Source organism: Streptomyces sp. NPDC031365 (genome assembly GCF_055569765.1).
This window is the reverse complement of record NZ_JBVIIM010000003.1, coordinates 249,231-263,907: the sequence shown is the minus strand read 5'-3', so window position 1 is coordinate 263,907 and position 14,677 is coordinate 249,231. Positions and strand designations below refer to the sequence as shown.

Annotated in this window: 14 protein-coding genes and 1 pseudogene; 9 read left to right on the top strand and 6 right to left on the bottom strand. The window is 68.9% G+C overall.

Annotated features, from left to right (window positions below; all coding sequences use genetic code 11):
* Positions 1-123 precede the first annotated feature (123 nt).
* Positions 124-321: a hypothetical protein gene (locus tag ACZ5C2_RS06495; protein ID WP_468787215.1), complete on the bottom strand. Its 198-nt coding sequence runs from the start codon at positions 319-321 to the stop codon at positions 124-126.
* 878 nt (positions 322-1,199) lie between these two features.
* Here ACZ5C2_RS06495 and ACZ5C2_RS06490 point away from each other — a divergent pair.
* On the top strand, positions 1,200-1,538 hold the full coding sequence (locus tag ACZ5C2_RS06490) for a MerR family transcriptional regulator (RefSeq protein ID WP_468787213.1): 339 nt from the start codon (positions 1,200-1,202) through the stop codon (positions 1,536-1,538).
* A gap of 243 nt (positions 1,539-1,781) precedes the next feature.
* On the top strand, positions 1,782-1,985 hold the full coding sequence (locus ACZ5C2_RS06485) for a cold-shock protein (protein WP_031104458.1): 204 nt from the start codon (positions 1,782-1,784) through the stop codon (positions 1,983-1,985).
* Between the two features lie 323 nt (positions 1,986-2,308).
* Here ACZ5C2_RS06485 and ACZ5C2_RS06480 read toward each other — a convergent pair whose 3' ends face one another.
* Positions 2,309-3,994 carry a ribonuclease J gene (locus ACZ5C2_RS06480; RefSeq protein WP_468787211.1) on the bottom strand — a complete coding sequence of 562 codons (1,686 nt, stop codon included), beginning with the start codon at positions 3,992-3,994 and terminating at the stop codon, positions 2,309-2,311.
* Between the two features lie 413 nt (positions 3,995-4,407).
* On the opposite strand from ACZ5C2_RS06480, the gene ACZ5C2_RS06475 reads away from it, so the two are divergent.
* Entirely contained in the window at positions 4,408-4,980 is a 573-nt protein-coding gene (locus ACZ5C2_RS06475) for a hypothetical protein (RefSeq protein ID WP_468787209.1), read from the top strand.
* A gap of 1,005 nt (positions 4,981-5,985) precedes the next feature.
* On the opposite strand, the pseudogene ACZ5C2_RS06470 reads toward ACZ5C2_RS06475, so the two are convergent.
* Positions 5,986-6,510: pseudogene (locus ACZ5C2_RS06470) on the bottom strand (MBL fold metallo-hydrolase RNA specificity domain-containing protein); the annotation flags it as partial.
* A 454-nt stretch (positions 6,511-6,964) separates the two neighbouring features.
* On the opposite strand from ACZ5C2_RS06470, the gene ACZ5C2_RS06465 reads away from it, so the two are divergent.
* Positions 6,965-7,168: a cold-shock protein gene (locus tag ACZ5C2_RS06465; RefSeq protein ID WP_014670069.1), complete on the top strand. Its 204-nt coding sequence runs from the start codon at positions 6,965-6,967 to the stop codon at positions 7,166-7,168.
* Positions 7,169-7,753: 585 nt separating this feature from the next.
* Here the strand turns inward: ACZ5C2_RS06465 and ACZ5C2_RS06460 are convergent.
* The 3 genes from ACZ5C2_RS06460 to ACZ5C2_RS06450 form a co-directional block, all read right to left on the bottom strand.
* Positions 7,754-8,020 carry a hypothetical protein gene (locus ACZ5C2_RS06460; protein ID WP_354405553.1) on the bottom strand — a complete coding sequence of 89 codons (267 nt, stop codon included), beginning with the start codon at positions 8,018-8,020 and terminating at the stop codon, positions 7,754-7,756.
* 81 nt (positions 8,021-8,101) lie between these two features.
* The gene (locus ACZ5C2_RS06455) at positions 8,102-8,335 is read right to left on the bottom strand and encodes a bacteriocin immunity protein (RefSeq protein ID WP_390366484.1); all 234 of its coding nucleotides are present in this window, start codon (positions 8,333-8,335) and stop codon (positions 8,102-8,104) included.
* A 6-nt stretch (positions 8,336-8,341) separates the two neighbouring features.
* On the bottom strand, positions 8,342-9,619 hold the full coding sequence (locus ACZ5C2_RS06450) for an RHS repeat-associated core domain-containing protein (RefSeq protein ID WP_468787206.1): 1,278 nt from the start codon (positions 9,617-9,619) through the stop codon (positions 8,342-8,344).
* A 667-nt stretch (positions 9,620-10,286) separates the two neighbouring features.
* On the opposite strand from ACZ5C2_RS06450, the gene ACZ5C2_RS06445 reads away from it, so the two are divergent.
* From ACZ5C2_RS06445 to ACZ5C2_RS06425, 5 genes are all read left to right on the top strand, one after another.
* A complete protein-coding gene (locus tag ACZ5C2_RS06445; protein WP_468787680.1) occupies positions 10,287-11,156 on the top strand; it encodes an IS110 family transposase in 870 nt (289 codons plus the stop codon).
* A 92-nt stretch (positions 11,157-11,248) separates the two neighbouring features.
* Positions 11,249-12,556 carry a bifunctional 3-oxoadipate enol-lactonase/4-carboxymuconolactone decarboxylase PcaDC gene (gene pcaDC / locus ACZ5C2_RS06440; protein ID WP_468787204.1) on the top strand — a complete coding sequence of 436 codons (1,308 nt, stop codon included), beginning with the start codon at positions 11,249-11,251 and terminating at the stop codon, positions 12,554-12,556.
* Positions 12,557-12,602: 46 nt separating this feature from the next.
* A complete protein-coding gene (locus ACZ5C2_RS06435) occupies positions 12,603-13,238 on the top strand; it encodes an MBL fold metallo-hydrolase (RefSeq protein ID WP_468787202.1) in 636 nt (211 codons plus the stop codon).
* Positions 13,239-13,290: 52 nt separating this feature from the next.
* Entirely contained in the window at positions 13,291-14,070 is a 780-nt protein-coding gene (locus ACZ5C2_RS06430) for an exodeoxyribonuclease III (RefSeq protein WP_468787200.1), read from the top strand.
* A gap of 74 nt (positions 14,071-14,144) precedes the next feature.
* Entirely contained in the window at positions 14,145-14,552 is a 408-nt protein-coding gene (locus tag ACZ5C2_RS06425; protein WP_468787198.1) for a DUF6278 family protein, read from the top strand.
* The last annotated feature ends 125 nt before the right edge of the window (positions 14,553-14,677 follow it).

Here is a 14,677-nt window from a genome sequence, read left to right as displayed (position 1 = left end):
CGACCCCCCCCTCTCCTTCACCCCCGAGGGAACCAGCACCCCCCCCCCCCCCCCCTCCGTTCCCCCCCCCCCCCCCCCCCCCCCCCCCCCCACACTGCGTGCAGCGGGTCCCCGCCCCTTCGCTCAGAGGCCGGAACGGCTGAAGTCGCCCACGGTCCAGGCGACGGTCACGGACTTGCCGCGGGAGGTCCGGCGGGTGACCGCCGCGACGTGGGCGAAACCGGTGGGAACGGGCCGGCCGAAGCCCTCGGTGCCGCCGCTCCGGTCAGGGGTGCAGCGGCCCCCACCGTGGCGCAGGACATCGGGGACGGGTTCGGACACGACCAGAACCATCGCGCCCCTGCGCCCACCCACCCCGCGGTTCCCCGTGCTTGCCGGAAGGGGACGGAGGACCACAGGGGAATCCCGGCGCGCCGGGCTCAGACGGAAGCTGCTCGACCCTCCACGGACCGGTCGAGGCAGACTGGTCGAGACGGACTACCTCATCTTCGAGCAAGCGAAAATCTATGCCAGTCGAAGTAGACTTTCGTCGGCCATGTGGTTATGGTTTCTCTCGTAGCCGAGATCGAGCAAGGCCCGGCAGAGACGAACTGCCGGGCAGTAGTACGCAGTCGCAATCCGCAGGACGGTGCGGTGGTGGAGTTCCGAAGCCAGAGCGGTCGCAGGACGGTGACGGGACTGACGACCGGACCGGGTGGCCCGCAGTGATCAGGGGCCGCCACGAGCAGCACCGGTAAGTGAAGGTTCGCAGTACCCAGCAGTGAGTTCAGTGAGCAGTACCTCGGTGAAGGCGTCGGCTGCGGGCGCGCGCACCGGGAGTTCGGCAGTGGGGTTCCGAAGCCGGAGCAGACGCAGGACGGGTGACGGAGCCGGCTGCCGAAGGGTGGCGTTGTTCGAGGCCACCGGCAGTTCGCAGTTTCCTCAGTGAGTAGTTGATCAAGAGGGAGGAACGGAGGAGCTGAGCGCCATCAGGATCGCCCGGGCGGAAGTCCTGGTCCCGGGTACCGCAGGACATCGACAGTGAGGTGGTCTCCGGTCAAGCAACCGCGATCCCCGCGCCCCCGACAGTGTCTCGGTCGGCTGTGCGGACACAGAGGGCCGGTGCGGTAGCACGGCCCGCGGATGGTGTAGCAGTTCCTTCGGGGTCCTGGTGCCGATACGGCACCAGGACCCCTCCACGCGTTCCACAGAGAGGTGCGATGACAGCAGACGACACGTTCGGCCGTCTCGATGACGACGACTACCCCGCCTACACCATGGGCCGGGCCGCCGAGATGCTCGGCACCACCCAGGGCTTCCTCCGCGCCATCGGCGATGCCCGCCTCGTCACCCCGCTGCGGTCCGCAGGCGGCCACCGCCGCTACTCCCGCTACCAGCTGCGCATCGCCGCGCGCGCCCGGGAACTCGTCGACCACGGGACCTCCATCGAGGCCGCCTGCCGGATCGTCGTCCTCGAAGACCAGCTCGAGGAGGCCCAGCGTCTCAACGCCGAATACCGCCGTACGGCCGAATCGGCGAACCCCACCGCAGCAGCCTGATACGAGCGTTCCCGTCAGCGTCGGCGGGCACCGCACGCACGGTCTCGGCGTGCGTTGTGATCATTTCCTATGGTGACGCGGTGTGGGGGCGTGTAGCGTCTGTGTCAGCTGTCGTGGTTCGGACTTCCCTCCTGCCCACACCTTCGGTGTGGGGTTTTGCTGTGCTGTGCCGCAGGGACCAGGGCGATCACCTCCGTCTGCCACATGAAGTGGGAGGCGTTCATCGACTGGAAGGCATGAGACATGGCTACGGGAACTGTGAAGTGGTTCAACGCGGAGAAGGGCTTCGGCTTCATCGCCCAGGACGGCGGCGGTCCGGATGTCTTCGCGCACTACTCCGCGATCAACTCCACGGGCTTTCGTGAGCTCCAGGAGGGCCAGGCCGTGACGTTCGACGTCACCCAGGGCCAGAAGGGTCCGCAGGCCGAGAACATCAACGTGGCCTGATCTCGCGGACCTGCCCGAGAGATCGCGCACGTCGCGTCCAGGTGGCCGCCGCCTCTGCGGGCCCTGCCACCCGGACGAAGGCGCCTGCTCTCGTGCCGGGTCGGCAGGATCAGGGGCCGCGCAGCCATGGCTGCGCGGCCCCTGATCCGTAGAGGGCCCCGAACCGGTGCGATTTCGGCCCGGGACTTCCCGACCTGAGTCGCTGCGAGCGTCGTGGGGCACGGGAGCAGTGGGTCGCCACGCCGGTCTCCTGGGGTGGCTGCCGGCTCCCGTGCCCGGCCCCGATGCCCGCGGAACCGGGGACAGCGCTGCCGTGCTGTGGCTCAGGCGTCGATGATGACGGGGATGATGAGGGGCTTGCGGCGGTGGGTGCGGAACGCCCAGTTCGCCACGGTGCGGGCGACGAGTTGTTCGAGTTGGTGCGCGTCCCCTACGCCCTCCCCGGCCGCGGTGGCCAGGGTCTTCTCGATGAGGGGAATGACCGCCTCGAAGGTGGTGTCGTCGTGGACGAAACCGCGAGCCAGGAAGTCGGGGGCCTCGGCGAGGGCGCCGGTGTCCGCGTCGACGATCGCCACCACTGTGACCACGCCCTCGGCGGCGAGGGTGAGGCGGTCCTTGAGGGACGCTTCGGTGGCGCCGCCTACCTCCATGCCATCCACGTAGACGTTGCCGGCGGGGACCTTGCCGGTGATGGACGCGCGCCCGTCGACCAGGTCGACGACGACGCCGTCCTCGGCGATGACGACCCGGTCGGGCTCGACACCGGTACGGATGGCGAGGTCGCCGTTGGCCCGCAGGTGGCGCCATTCGCCGTGCACCGGCATGACATTGCGGGGCTTGACGATGTTGTAGCAGTACACGAGTTCGCCGGCGCTGGCGTGCCCGGAGACGTGCACCTTGGCGTTGCCCTTGTGGACCACGTGGGCGCCCCACCGGGTGAGTCCGTTGATCACCCGGTAGATGGCGTTCTCGTTGCCGGGGATGAGGGAGCTGGCGAGCAGGACGGTGTCGCCCTTGCCGATGCGGATCATGTGGTCGCGGTTGGCCATCCGGGACAGCGCGGCCATCGGTTCGCCCTGGGATCCGGTGCACACCAGAGTGATCTTGTGGTCCGGGAGCTTCTCCAGCTCCTTCGTGCTCACGACCAGACCGGACGGGACCTTCAGATAGCCCAGCTCACGGGCGATGCCCATGTTGCGGACCATGGAGCGGCCGACGAAGGCGACCTTGCGGCCGTGCTGGTGAGCGGCGTCCAGGACCTGCTGGATGCGGTGCACATGGCTGGCGAAGCTGGAGACGATGACCCGGCGTGGCGCGGTGCGCATCACCTGCTCGATCGCCGGGTTCAGCTCACGCTCGGAGGTGGTGAAGCCGGGAACCTCGGCGTTGGTGGAGTCGGTGAGGAACAGGTCCACGCCCTCCTCGCCGAGACGGGCGAAGGCACGCAGATCGGTGATGCGGTCGTCGAGCGGGAACTGGTCCATCTTGAAGTCACCGGTGTGCAGCACCATCCCGGCCCGGGTGCGGATCGCGACCGCGAGGCTGTCCGGGATGGAGTGGTTGACCGCCACGAACTCGCAGTCGAAGGGCCCGAAGCCACGCCGGTCACCTTCCCGCACCCGCACCGTGCGCGGCCGGATGCCGTGCTCCTTGAGTTTGGCCTCCAGGAACGCCAGCGTCAGCTTGGAACCCACGACGGGAATGTCGGACCGCTCGCGCAGCAGGTACGGCACGCCGCCGATGTGGTCCTCGTGCCCGTGGGTGAGCACCACGGCCACGATGTCGTCCAGCCGGTCCCGGATCGAGGTGAAGTCCGGCAGGATCACGTCCACGCCGGGCTGGGTCTCCTCGGGGAACAGCACGCCGCAGTCGACGATGAGCAGTTTGCCGGCGTGCTCGAAGACGGTCATGTTGCGGCCGATCTCACCCAGACCGCCCAGGGCCACGACCCGTAGCCCTCCGTCGGGAAGTGGTGGAGCGGACTTCAGATCGGGGTGCGGGTGACTCATACCCTTACGGTACCCGGAGAGGGGACGGCGTGATCCACTGCCTGTGTGATCTCTCCTGCCCGACGCAGTGGGGGGCGCCCGCAGCAGGTGCCACCCGGGGCGACCGGATCACGCCGGCGGACGGCCCGGGCATGCGCTCACGGCCGCCTTGTCGATCACGATGTCCAGCCTGCCGCAGGAGGCGACGGTCCCCTGGGCCCGCCGCCTTTGGGTCGGCCGCCGCGGCCGGCCTGCGGGAAGCCCTCTCGGTGAGCCCTTGGCGCACTTCTCGGAAGGAGTCGGGTATGTACGGTTCGGACCCTCCAGGCCGTGCGTCCCGGAGTGCGTCTCCCAGACTTCACGGCTCCCCTCGACGGCATTCCGGCGCCGTCACGCGACGCCTGCGCGTGCGCTTCGACGGATGGATCGCGGCCATGGGCACCTCCTCCGGCACACGCATCGTGCTCGGACACTGGCAGGGGTCACCCTTCGGAGCGTTCAGCGACGTGATGCTGGAGCGGGCCGACGGGGACAGATTGCTGCTGGCCCCCACGCGGGAGACCGCGGACTTCATCAGCAGCACCTATGTCTTCGACACGATCCGTGTCGTCCCGGTCGGGGTGAGCGTCACGGACTACGCCTGGACCGTCACCGCCGGGCCACTCGACCTGCGATTCACCACCGGCCGGCGAGGGCCTCTGGGCTTCACGCTGCGGACCGTGCCCGGCGCGCTCGCCCGCCGTCCGGCATGGAGCGCGCTGACGGACCGGCCCGCCCGCCTGCTGCTGCCCGGCGTGCGCACCCGCGGCAGCGCCGGCCGGGGCCGCCGGGAGTGGTACGGCGCCCAGGACCTGCTGCCGATCCGTACCGTCTCGGCCGATTACGGGGGCGCGGACCTCGGGGCGATGGCACCCGTCGAGCCGCCCGTGCGCTTCGGGTTCGGTTCGGCGCCGAGGAACCCCTCCCTCACCCGGGTCACGACAACGGTCGAACTCGGCCCCGAGTGAGGCGCCTGGCAGGGGCACCCGGCCGGAATCGACGGAGGGACGGTGACCTCGCGGGCGGCATATCGCTTGGTGTCGGAGTACGGGTCTTTCTCCCCAGCCAGGTACACGCGAACGTGGCCAACTGCGCGGTCGCCACAGGGCCGGGGCCGACCGATAGCCAGCCAGCCTCGTGACAGGGCGGACTGTCCAGGGTGGGGCAACGCCCCATCGCGCAGCGACGCCCGAAGGGCGCCCTTGACCGGCCGTCCTGTCACGCACCCTCAGAGATCGGGCGGCCCCGGCTCTCCGGCCTGCACGTGAGCCTCTTCGGGTGGGGACATATGTCTGTACCTCTCTGGCCGCGTTCAGGTGTACGCCGACACTTGGGGCGTCGGACGGTCTCAGGCCGGGTCTCGCTCTTCAACCCGGTCAGGTCGGAACCCGGCGTCCCCTGTTATAAGGGCGTCCGTGAAACGTGAGAGGGTCTGGGGCGTGAGCGAGACACCACCCAACACCCTGCAATACCGCTTTGACGGGCCAGAAGACGCTCCGGTCCTGATCCTGGGTACCACATGGCACAGGTTGTAGAGACCGTCTATGGGCGTCCACGCCAGTCCATGGTGTGTGCGTTGTAGCAGGTCAGCGCCTTGCGGTCCGGTGGCGTCGGCGTAGTTGGTGACAAACGCGTGACAGCGCCGGTGATAGACCGAGGCCCCGCCGGGGAGCATCCTTGCCGGGCCTCTGCCCCGGAGCCATGAGACGAAGCCCCACTGGAGCGCTCCGGTGGGGCATCGCCGTGAAGCTGACTGTGCGTGCACGCGTGACGCGTGCGGCTCGTCATGCAGTTTGTCTTCCAGCGCTGTTCTTGGGGACGCTGAATATGCGATCGCAGCCATGACGTGCCGGTGCGCAGGGCACCCGCTTCTCCTGCATGGTGGCCGCCGGGCAGGAGCCGGGGGTGGCTGCTGACTCCCGTGCCCGACCTCGGTGCCGGCGGGGCCGGGGGCCGTGCTGCCGGGCTGTGGCTCAGGCGTCGATGATGAGGGGGATGATGAGGGGCTTGCGGCGGTGGGTGCGGAACGCCCAGTTCGCTACGGCGCGGGCGATGAGCTGTTCGAGTTGGCGCGCGTCCCCTACGCCCTTCTCGGCCGCGGTGGCCAGGGTCTTCTCGGTGACGGGGATGACCGGCTCGAAGGTGGTGTCGTCGTGGACGAATCCCCGGGCCAGGAAGTCGGGGGCCTCGGTGAGGGCGCCGGTGTCTGCGTCGACGATCGCCACCACCGTGACGACGCCTTCGGCGGCGAGGGTGAGGCGGTCCTTGAGGGACGCTTCGGTGGCGCCGCCTACCTCCATGCCGTCCACGTAGACGTTGCCGGCGGGGACCTTGCCGGTGATGGACGCGCGCCCGTCGACCAGGTCGACGACGACGCCGTCCTCGGCGATGACGACCCGGTCGGGGTCGACACCGGTACGGATGGCGAGGTCGGCGTTGGCGCGCAGGTGGCGCCATTCGCCATGCACGGGCATGACGTTGCGGGGTTTGACGATGTCGGGTGCCCTCGGCGCTCCCTTGAGGCGCGAAGGCGTCGACGTGGCCAAGCTTGCCGCCGCCTGGCAGCGCATGGCCCAGGCGACCTGATCCGCGTTCGTGTCGGGAGGGGCCGGTCACGCATGATCGGTGAGGCCCACCGGAAAACACTCGGCGGCGGGGAGGCCATGCCTCGCCGCCGCCTTGTGCAGAAGAAGGGCGCGAAACTGCTTGACCACCATCGGCCGAGCCTCACGGGCGATCCAGCCTTTCGTTCCGGGCCGGATGCTGGCGCGTTTTCGCTAGCGGCTTCCGTCATGCCGTTATAGCGTTGTGATCAGCAGTCGTGGTTCCGAAGTTCCGTTCGCCCGTGATCGCCATCACGGGCGTTCTTGCTGTTCAGCGCCTCTCCGGACCAGGGCGATCACCTCCCGGTCGCGCAGCGTGCGTGCCCGGTTTCCCTCAAAGGAGACAGTCATGGCCAAGGGCACAGTGAAGTGGTTCAACAGCGAGAAGGGCTTCGGCTTCATCGAGCAGGAGGGCGGCGGCCCCGACGTCTTCGCCCACTACTCCAACATTGCCAGCCAGGGCTACCGCGAGCTGCAGGAGGGCCAGAAGGTCGAGTTCGACGTCACGCAGGGCCAGAAGGGCCCGCAGGCTGAGAACATCCGCCCCGCCTGATCGCGCCCCGGTAAGGGGGCCCGGCATCCCGGCTTCGGGACGCCGGGCCCTTACCGTCGCACGACGGTTCATCTGATTACGGCACCGGTGGACCATCGAGCGCACGATGGCCTGGCTCGCCGGCTGCCGCCGACTCCACCGCCGCTGCGGGCGTAAGGGCCGAACACTTCCTCGCCTTCACGAGCATCGCGGCAAGACTCGACGCGAGATCATCCGATGCCTCAAGCGATACGCAGCCCGCGAGGTCTTCAACCTGGTCAGACCGATTTCCCGCGCCCCCGCGTTATAGGGGCGTCGGCGACACTGCCTGTCCCTCGAGGTTGCGTGAGTCGCGTGGACGTGACCGTCCCGGCGTTTTGGACCCGTCTCGCAACCGTCGCTGTGCCCAGCGGGCCGTACAGAGTCTGCCATCCGTCTCATCGGCACCAGGGCGCTTCCCGACCCGAAGAACGTCCCCGACCCGTGGTCGTGGTCGGCGCCTTGTGGAAAGGCGACGCTACCGGGCCGGTGGCATGTGCCGGATATCGCCGCATGCCACCGGCCTGTTTCCTCATCGGGTCACACCAAAGGGCGTGACGGGACAGGTCAGAAGAGGTCGAGCTGGGCGGACTCGGTCGCTCCCAGCATGCGGCACTCTCCTGTTTCCCCGGCGACGCTGACATAGCCCGTGCCGACAGCCATGTCCCGGAGGTCTCCGCTACGGAGGTAGGCGACCGATTGGCAGTCGAAGTAGAAGATGCTTCCCACCTGGGTGCGCTCTCCCTCGACAAGCGCGAAGGCCATGCCCTCGTGACTGACCTTCTCGTCCAGGAACTTCTCGGCCAGCCTCGTCGCCTCTTCCATGTCCAACATCAGTCTGTCCTCAGGAGGAGAAGTTTCGCCATGGTGAGAGGTTGGCGTACCCCGACTGGCCATCCAGGACACCACGTCTCCTTACAAAGCGAAAGGAGTGTAGGCCAAAGCAGTGTCCACGACCTCTTCTGCCGTCAGATCGACTGTAAAGCCTTCCGCATCGGGGTGGTAAATGAGATTGAGAACGCGAGGATGAGGTACGTTCGCTTCGAGAATCTCAACGAGCTTATCGTCTTCCTCCTCCGTCCCATTTGCGACCATGATTTTCCGAACGAGCTCGACGAGCTGATCGCGAGTAAGGTCACGCACGTCCACCACACCTCACTGGTGATAGTCGGGGTCCAACACCTCAGCATGATACCGAGGTGTCACAACTATCAAGTTATCCAGATCATAGACACCACCGCCATGTTGAATTGGTGTCACGTGGTGCAGGACGTACTTATTGTTTTTCCCTACGGCCTGCTGGTTCGTCACAAAAGGTGCTCTACCCGCAGCCATGCGTGTCCTGTTCGCTTTACTGAAACCTGCCGCCAGGCCTGGGTCATTGGCAACAGCTTTCCAGAAAGCTTCGCGAAAATCTCCGAATGTCTTGAAGGATTTCCCTTGCAGCTGTCGGCCGATCTGTCCTGGGATTTTCCCTGTACTCCCATGAGTCCCCTTGAGCCATCCGCCCGATATGTCGGACAGGCGCCCGCCACCTGTTGCAGCGCCTGGGGAGTTCCTTAGCTCTGTGGCCGTCCTGGTACCCGGTATGGCCAGGCGATTACCCAGTCCTTCGGCGCCCAGGACCGAGGTCTCTGGCTCGACCGCTTGTCGTCGCCAGCCGGTGAGGCCGCCGATGCCTACGAGGGCGATCTGCTGGGTCAGTTCTTCGGCGGTTTCGGCGTACAGGTCGGCGAGGGCGTCGCAGCCCTGCTGGCGGAGCATGTATTCGGCGCGGTAGAGGCGGTAGGCGGGGCGGACGGGGAGGTACTTGTCGACGAAGGCGCCGGCGCCACCGTTCTGGCCGGTGAATGCGTCGTATGCGTCCCCGAGGAACACGAAGGGGGACTTGAAGACGTCGACGAAGGCGTCACCGAAGATGCCCGCTGCTTCGCCGAGGCTGTCGACGCTGTCGTTGTTCGGATCGTCGGGGGTCAGGCCGCTGGGGTCGGTCAGGAGGGTGGGGACGTTGTCGGCGTAGGCGTAGGCGTAGGGGGAGATGTGCGGGATCGTCCGGGCGCGGGTGGCGGGGTCGGGTCGGGTGAAGCGGCCGGTGGTGGTGTTGTACTGGCGGGCGTGGAGGTCGAGGTTGCCGGTGGTGGTTTCGTAGCGGGCGCCGGTGTAGGAGGGAGTGCTTGCGGGGGCGCCGCCGGTGACGGTGCCCAGGACGCGGGTGCCGAACGGGTCGTAGGCCCAGCGCTGGTAGAGGGTGCCGGTGCTGTTGGTGACGTCGACCGGTGAGCCCTGGGTGTCGTGGTGGTAGTAGAAGAGCGCACCTGTGCCGGTCTTGACGGAGGTGGGCTGGCCGAGGGGGCGTAGCGGTAGGACTGCTTGATGGTCCAGGCGCTGTCGTATTCGGTGGCCAGGATCGGCAGCGGGGCGTTGGGGTCCCACTGGGTGCGGTGGGTGACCGCGCCGTCCTTGAGGGTGGCGACCTGGTTGCCGCTGGCGTCGTGGTCGTAGGTGTAGGCGGTGCCGCCGACGGTGGCGGCGGAGATCTGCCCTGCCAGGTCGTAGGTGTAGGTGTCGGCGCCCTTCTTGGTCTGGTTGCCTTCGGCGTCGTAGGCGGTGGTCGTGGTGCCGGTGGTGGTGGAGGTGAGCTGGTCGGCCGCGTCGTAGGCGTAGCTGGTGGAGGTGGTGCCGAGGGTGGAGGTCAGGCGGTTGCCGACCTTGTCCTAGGTGTAGGACGTGGCGCGGCTCGCGGCGCAGCCGGCGACCCAGGGCTGCGGGAAGCAGCCGGAGGTGAGACGGCCGGCGGGGTCGTAGGTGAGGTCGTAGCCGGTCGTGCCGACGTTGGCGCGGGTGAGGTCGACGTGGGTGGGCAGGCCCGCGGGGGAGAGGGTGTGCGCGGTCTTGGTGACCGTGGTGCCGGCCTTGGAGGAGGTGACGGCGGTGAGGCGGCCGGCCCGGTCGTAGGTGTGGTCTTCGGTCTCGGTGTTGGGCAGCGCGGACTTGGTGAGGTTGCCGGCCGGGTCCCAGGTGTAGGTGGTGGTCTTGCCGTCGGTCGGGAAGGTCCTGGGAACCGAAGTCCTTTCCCGCGACGGCGGCCGGTTACCGACAACTGCTTGTCTGGGCCCGCAAGCGGGGGACGGTGCGCCGGGCCGGCGTGGAGGGCACGGGCACCTTCGGCGCGGGCCTGTCCCGTTATCTGCTCGCTCAGCAGATTCAGGTGTTCGAAGTGAACCGGCCCGACCGCTCGGCCCGCCGGCTGCTCGGCAAGTCGGACCCGCTCGATGCCCAGGCCGCAGCGCGAGCCGTGCTCAGCGGTCGCGCCCGAGCCCGGGCGAAATCCGGCGACGGTCCGGTGCACAGCGCCCGGATCTACAAACTCGCCAAGGACTCCGCGGTCAAGGCCCGCACCCAGGCGATCAACCAGCTCAAGGCCGTCCTGGTCATCGCCGACCCCGCCCTGCGGGAACGCATGTCGAGCCTCGGCAACGCCGAGCTGTTCCGCACCTGTGCGCGCCTCGGCCCGCACGACGGTGGTGGGGGAGACGAGGACGCGGTGGCCCAAGCCACCCACATGACATTACGCATGCTCGCCGAACGCATCGAGCAGCTCACCGAGCAGATCGATGAGCTGAACCAACGACTGACCCGGCTCGTCGAACGCCACGCCCCACAGCTGCTCGTACCGGTGGGCATCGGTCCGGACAGCGCCGTCACGCTGCTGATCACCATGGGGGACAACCCTGAGCGGCTCAACACCGAGGCGTCCTTTGCTGCCCTTTGCGGAGTCAGCCCCATCGAGTACTCCTCCGGCCGGCGGAGCACGCGCCGGCTCAACCACGGCGGAGACCGGCAGGCCAACGCCGCCCTGCACCGCATCGTCTTCACCCGCCTGCGTCACGACCCACGCACCCAGGAGTACTACGAACGCCGCACCCAGGAGGGCAAGACCCGCCGTGAGATCATCCGATGCCTCAAGTGATACGCAGCCCGCGAGGTCTTCAACCTGGTCAGACCGGCTTCCCGCACCCCTGCGTTATAGGGGCGTCCGTGAAACGTGAGAGGGTCTGGGGCGTGAGCGAGACACCACCCAACACCCTGCAATACCGCTTTGACGGGCCAGAAGACGCTCCGGTCCTGATCCTGGGTCCCTCACTGGGTACCACATGGCACATGTGGGACCGTCAGGTGCCGGAGCTGACGAAGCAGTGGCGTGTGTTCCGGTTCGACATGCCGGGGCACGGAGGCGCCCCCGCCCATCCCGCGGGCTCGGTCGCCGATCTCACCGCGCGGCTGCTCATCACGCTCGAGAGCCTCGGCGTGCAGCGCTTCGGGTACGCGGGCTGCGCGCTCGGCGGAGCCATCGGCATCGAGCTCGCCCTGCGCCATCCCGAGCGGCTCGCGTCGCTCGCGGTGATCGCCGCCTCGCCCCGCTTCGGCACGGCGGACGAGTTCCGCCGGCGCGGGGTGATCGTGCGGACGAACGGACTCGACCCCATCGCCCGCTCCGCGCCCGAGCGCTGGTTCACCGGCGGTTTCGCCGCCGCCCAGCCCGCGATCACCGAGTGGGCCGTGCAGATGGTGCGCACCACGGACCCGGGGTGCTACATCGCCGCCTGTGAGGCGCTGGCGTCGTTCGACGTGCGCGCCGAACTCGGCAGTGTCGGCGTGCCGACCCTGGTGCTGGTCGGCTCCGAGGACCAGGTGACCGGCCCCGCGGAGGCCCGCACCCTGGTCGCCGGCGTCCCGGACGCCCGGCTCGCCGTCGTGCCCGGGGCCTCCCACCTGGTACCGGTGGAGCAGCCGGCCGCCGTCACCGATCTGCTGGTACGGCACTTCTCCACCGCCTGGCAGCCCGTCTTCGAATCCGCCACCGGACAGCACGCGCTGCCCACGGCGGTGGCGGCGGCCAGGCAGCCGGCCCTGGCCGCCGCCCCGGTGCAGCCCGTCCCCGTCGCCGAGATCGCCCCGGCCGCCGTCCCGCAGCAGGCACAGGTCAGGCCCGATGCGTACGACACCGGGATCAAGGTCCGCCGGGAGGTTCTGGGCGACGCGCACGTCGACCGGGTGCTGGCGGGGACGGACGACTTCTCCGGCGACTTCCAGGAACTCCTCACCCGCTACGCCTGGGGCGAGGTCTGGAACCGTCCAGGACTGGACCGGCGCACCCGCAGCTGTGTGGCCCTGACCGCCCTCGTCGCCGGCGGCCACATGGAGGAGCTGGCCGTGCACACCCGCGCCGCCCTGCGCAACGGGCTCACCCCGGCCGAGATCAAGGAGGTGCTCCTCCAGGCGGCCGTCTACTGCGGTGTCCCGGCGGCGAACAAGGCCTTCCGGGTGGCCCAGCAGGTCGTCCGCGAGGAGACCACGCCCCACGAGTGAGCCGGGGGCGCTCCGCGCGGCCGTACGCCCGGGGCAGGATGGATCCATGAAGCTCACGAAGAAGTCGCACTCATGCGTCCGCCTGGAGAAGGACGGCCGCGTCCTCGTCCTCGACCCCGGAGGGTTCAGCGAGGAGGACGCGGCTCTCGGCGCGGACGCCGTCCTGGTCACGCACGAGCACCCCGACCACTTCGACGAGGGCAGGCTGCGGAGCGCCCTGGAGGCGAATCCGGCCGCCGGTATCTGGACCCTGAGGTCGGTCGCGGAGCGGATCTCGGCGGCGTTCCCGGGCCGCGTGCACACCGTCGGTCACGGCGACACCTTCACGGCGGCCGGCTTCGACATCCAGGTCCACGGCGAACTGCACGCGGTGATCCACCCGGACATCCCGCGCGTCACCAACGTCGGCTACCTCGTCGACGGCGGGAAGCTCTTCCACCCCGGTGACGCGCTCACCGTCCCCGACCACCCCGTCGAGACGCTGATGCTGCCCGTCATGGCCCCGTGGAACAAGATCTCCGAGGTCATCGACTACGTCCGCGAGGTGCGGCCGCGGCGTGCGTACGACATCCACGACGCCCTGCTCACCGACCTCGCCCGACCGATCTACGACCGCCAGATCGGTGCCCTCGGCGGCACGGACCACCTGCGGCTCGCACCCGGCGGCGCGGCCGAGCTGTGAGCCGGCAGGCGGCGGGTGAGCGTTGTCGGACCCGCCGGGTAGGTTGTGGGACATGCGCATCGCGACCTGGAACGTGAATTCGATCACCGCCCGCCTGCCGCGGCTGCTGGCCTGGCTGGAGAGCAGCGGCACGGATGTGCTGTGCCTCCAGGAGGCCAAGGTCGCCGAGGACCAGTTCCCGGCGGAGCAGCTGCGCGAACTGGGTTACGAGTCGGCGGTGCACGCCACCGGTCGGTGGAACGGCGTGGCGGTGCTCTCGAAAGTCGGCCTGGAGGACGTCGTCAAGGGGCTGCCGGGCGACCCGGGCTACGACGGCTCCGTCGAGCCCCGCGCCATCTCCGCGACCTGCGGCCCGGTCCGCGTCTGGTCGGTGTACGTGCCGAACGGGCGCGAGGTGGACCACCCCCACTACGCGTACAAGCTCCAGTGGTTCGAGGCGCTGAAGGCCGCCGTGGCGGGGGACGCGGCGGGCGGCCGCCCGTTCGCGGTCATGGGTGACTACAACGTGGCGCCGACCGACGAGGACGTCTACGACCGGACCGCGTTCGAGGGCTCCACCCATGTCACCCCCGCCGAGCGCGCCGCTCTCGCCTCCCTGCGCGAGGCAGGCCTGTCGGACGTCGTGCCGCGCCCGCTCAAGTACGAGCACCCGTTCACGTACTGGGACTACCGCCAGCTCTGCTTCCCCAAGAACCGGGGGATGCGCATCGACCTGGTGTATGGCAACGAGCCGTTCGCGAAGGCGGTCACGGACTCCTACGTCGACCGCGAGGAGCGCAAGGGCAAGGGCGCCTCGGACCACGCACCGGTCGTGGTGGACCTGGACGTCTGACCGGGCGCCGTCGGCCGTCGTCCGGCCCCGCGCGCCTGTGGTGCGCCGGGCGGTACGAATGACAGGCTGGAGGTATGAACATCCCTTTCCTGGGCAACCGGCGCCGGAAGGGCGGTCCTCCTGATCCCGAGGGCATCGCCGAACTCCTGGCCGAGTGCGAACTGTTGCGCTCCCAGGCGTACCGGGCGGGGGTCCGACTGGACGACTCCCCGGCCTCGTTGGAGGCGCTGGACCAGCTGGTCCCGGGCTGGAGGGACGACGCGGAGGCCTCGGACTGGCTGGGTAACGACGCGGGACTGTACCTCGGTACGGTCATCGTGCGCACCGTGCCGGGAGCCGCGTGGGAGATCCGCTCCGACGGACAGCCGGTCGTACGTCTCGTCTCCGGCCGCGAGTTCGACGTCGTCGACTCGGGACACGCGTGGGCGGCCAGCGGAGTGCCCGAGCTGTCCCAGCTGTACGCGGAGGTCGCGGAGGCGTGAATCCCCGGCCGGCGGCTCCCGTCCTCTCCCGTCCCCGCCCGTCCTGCCGTCCGGCGTAAATACGGCTAATGGCCGGGAAGTGCGTGTCGCGCCCTCTGGGTGATCTTGCCTCGATACGTTGCGGC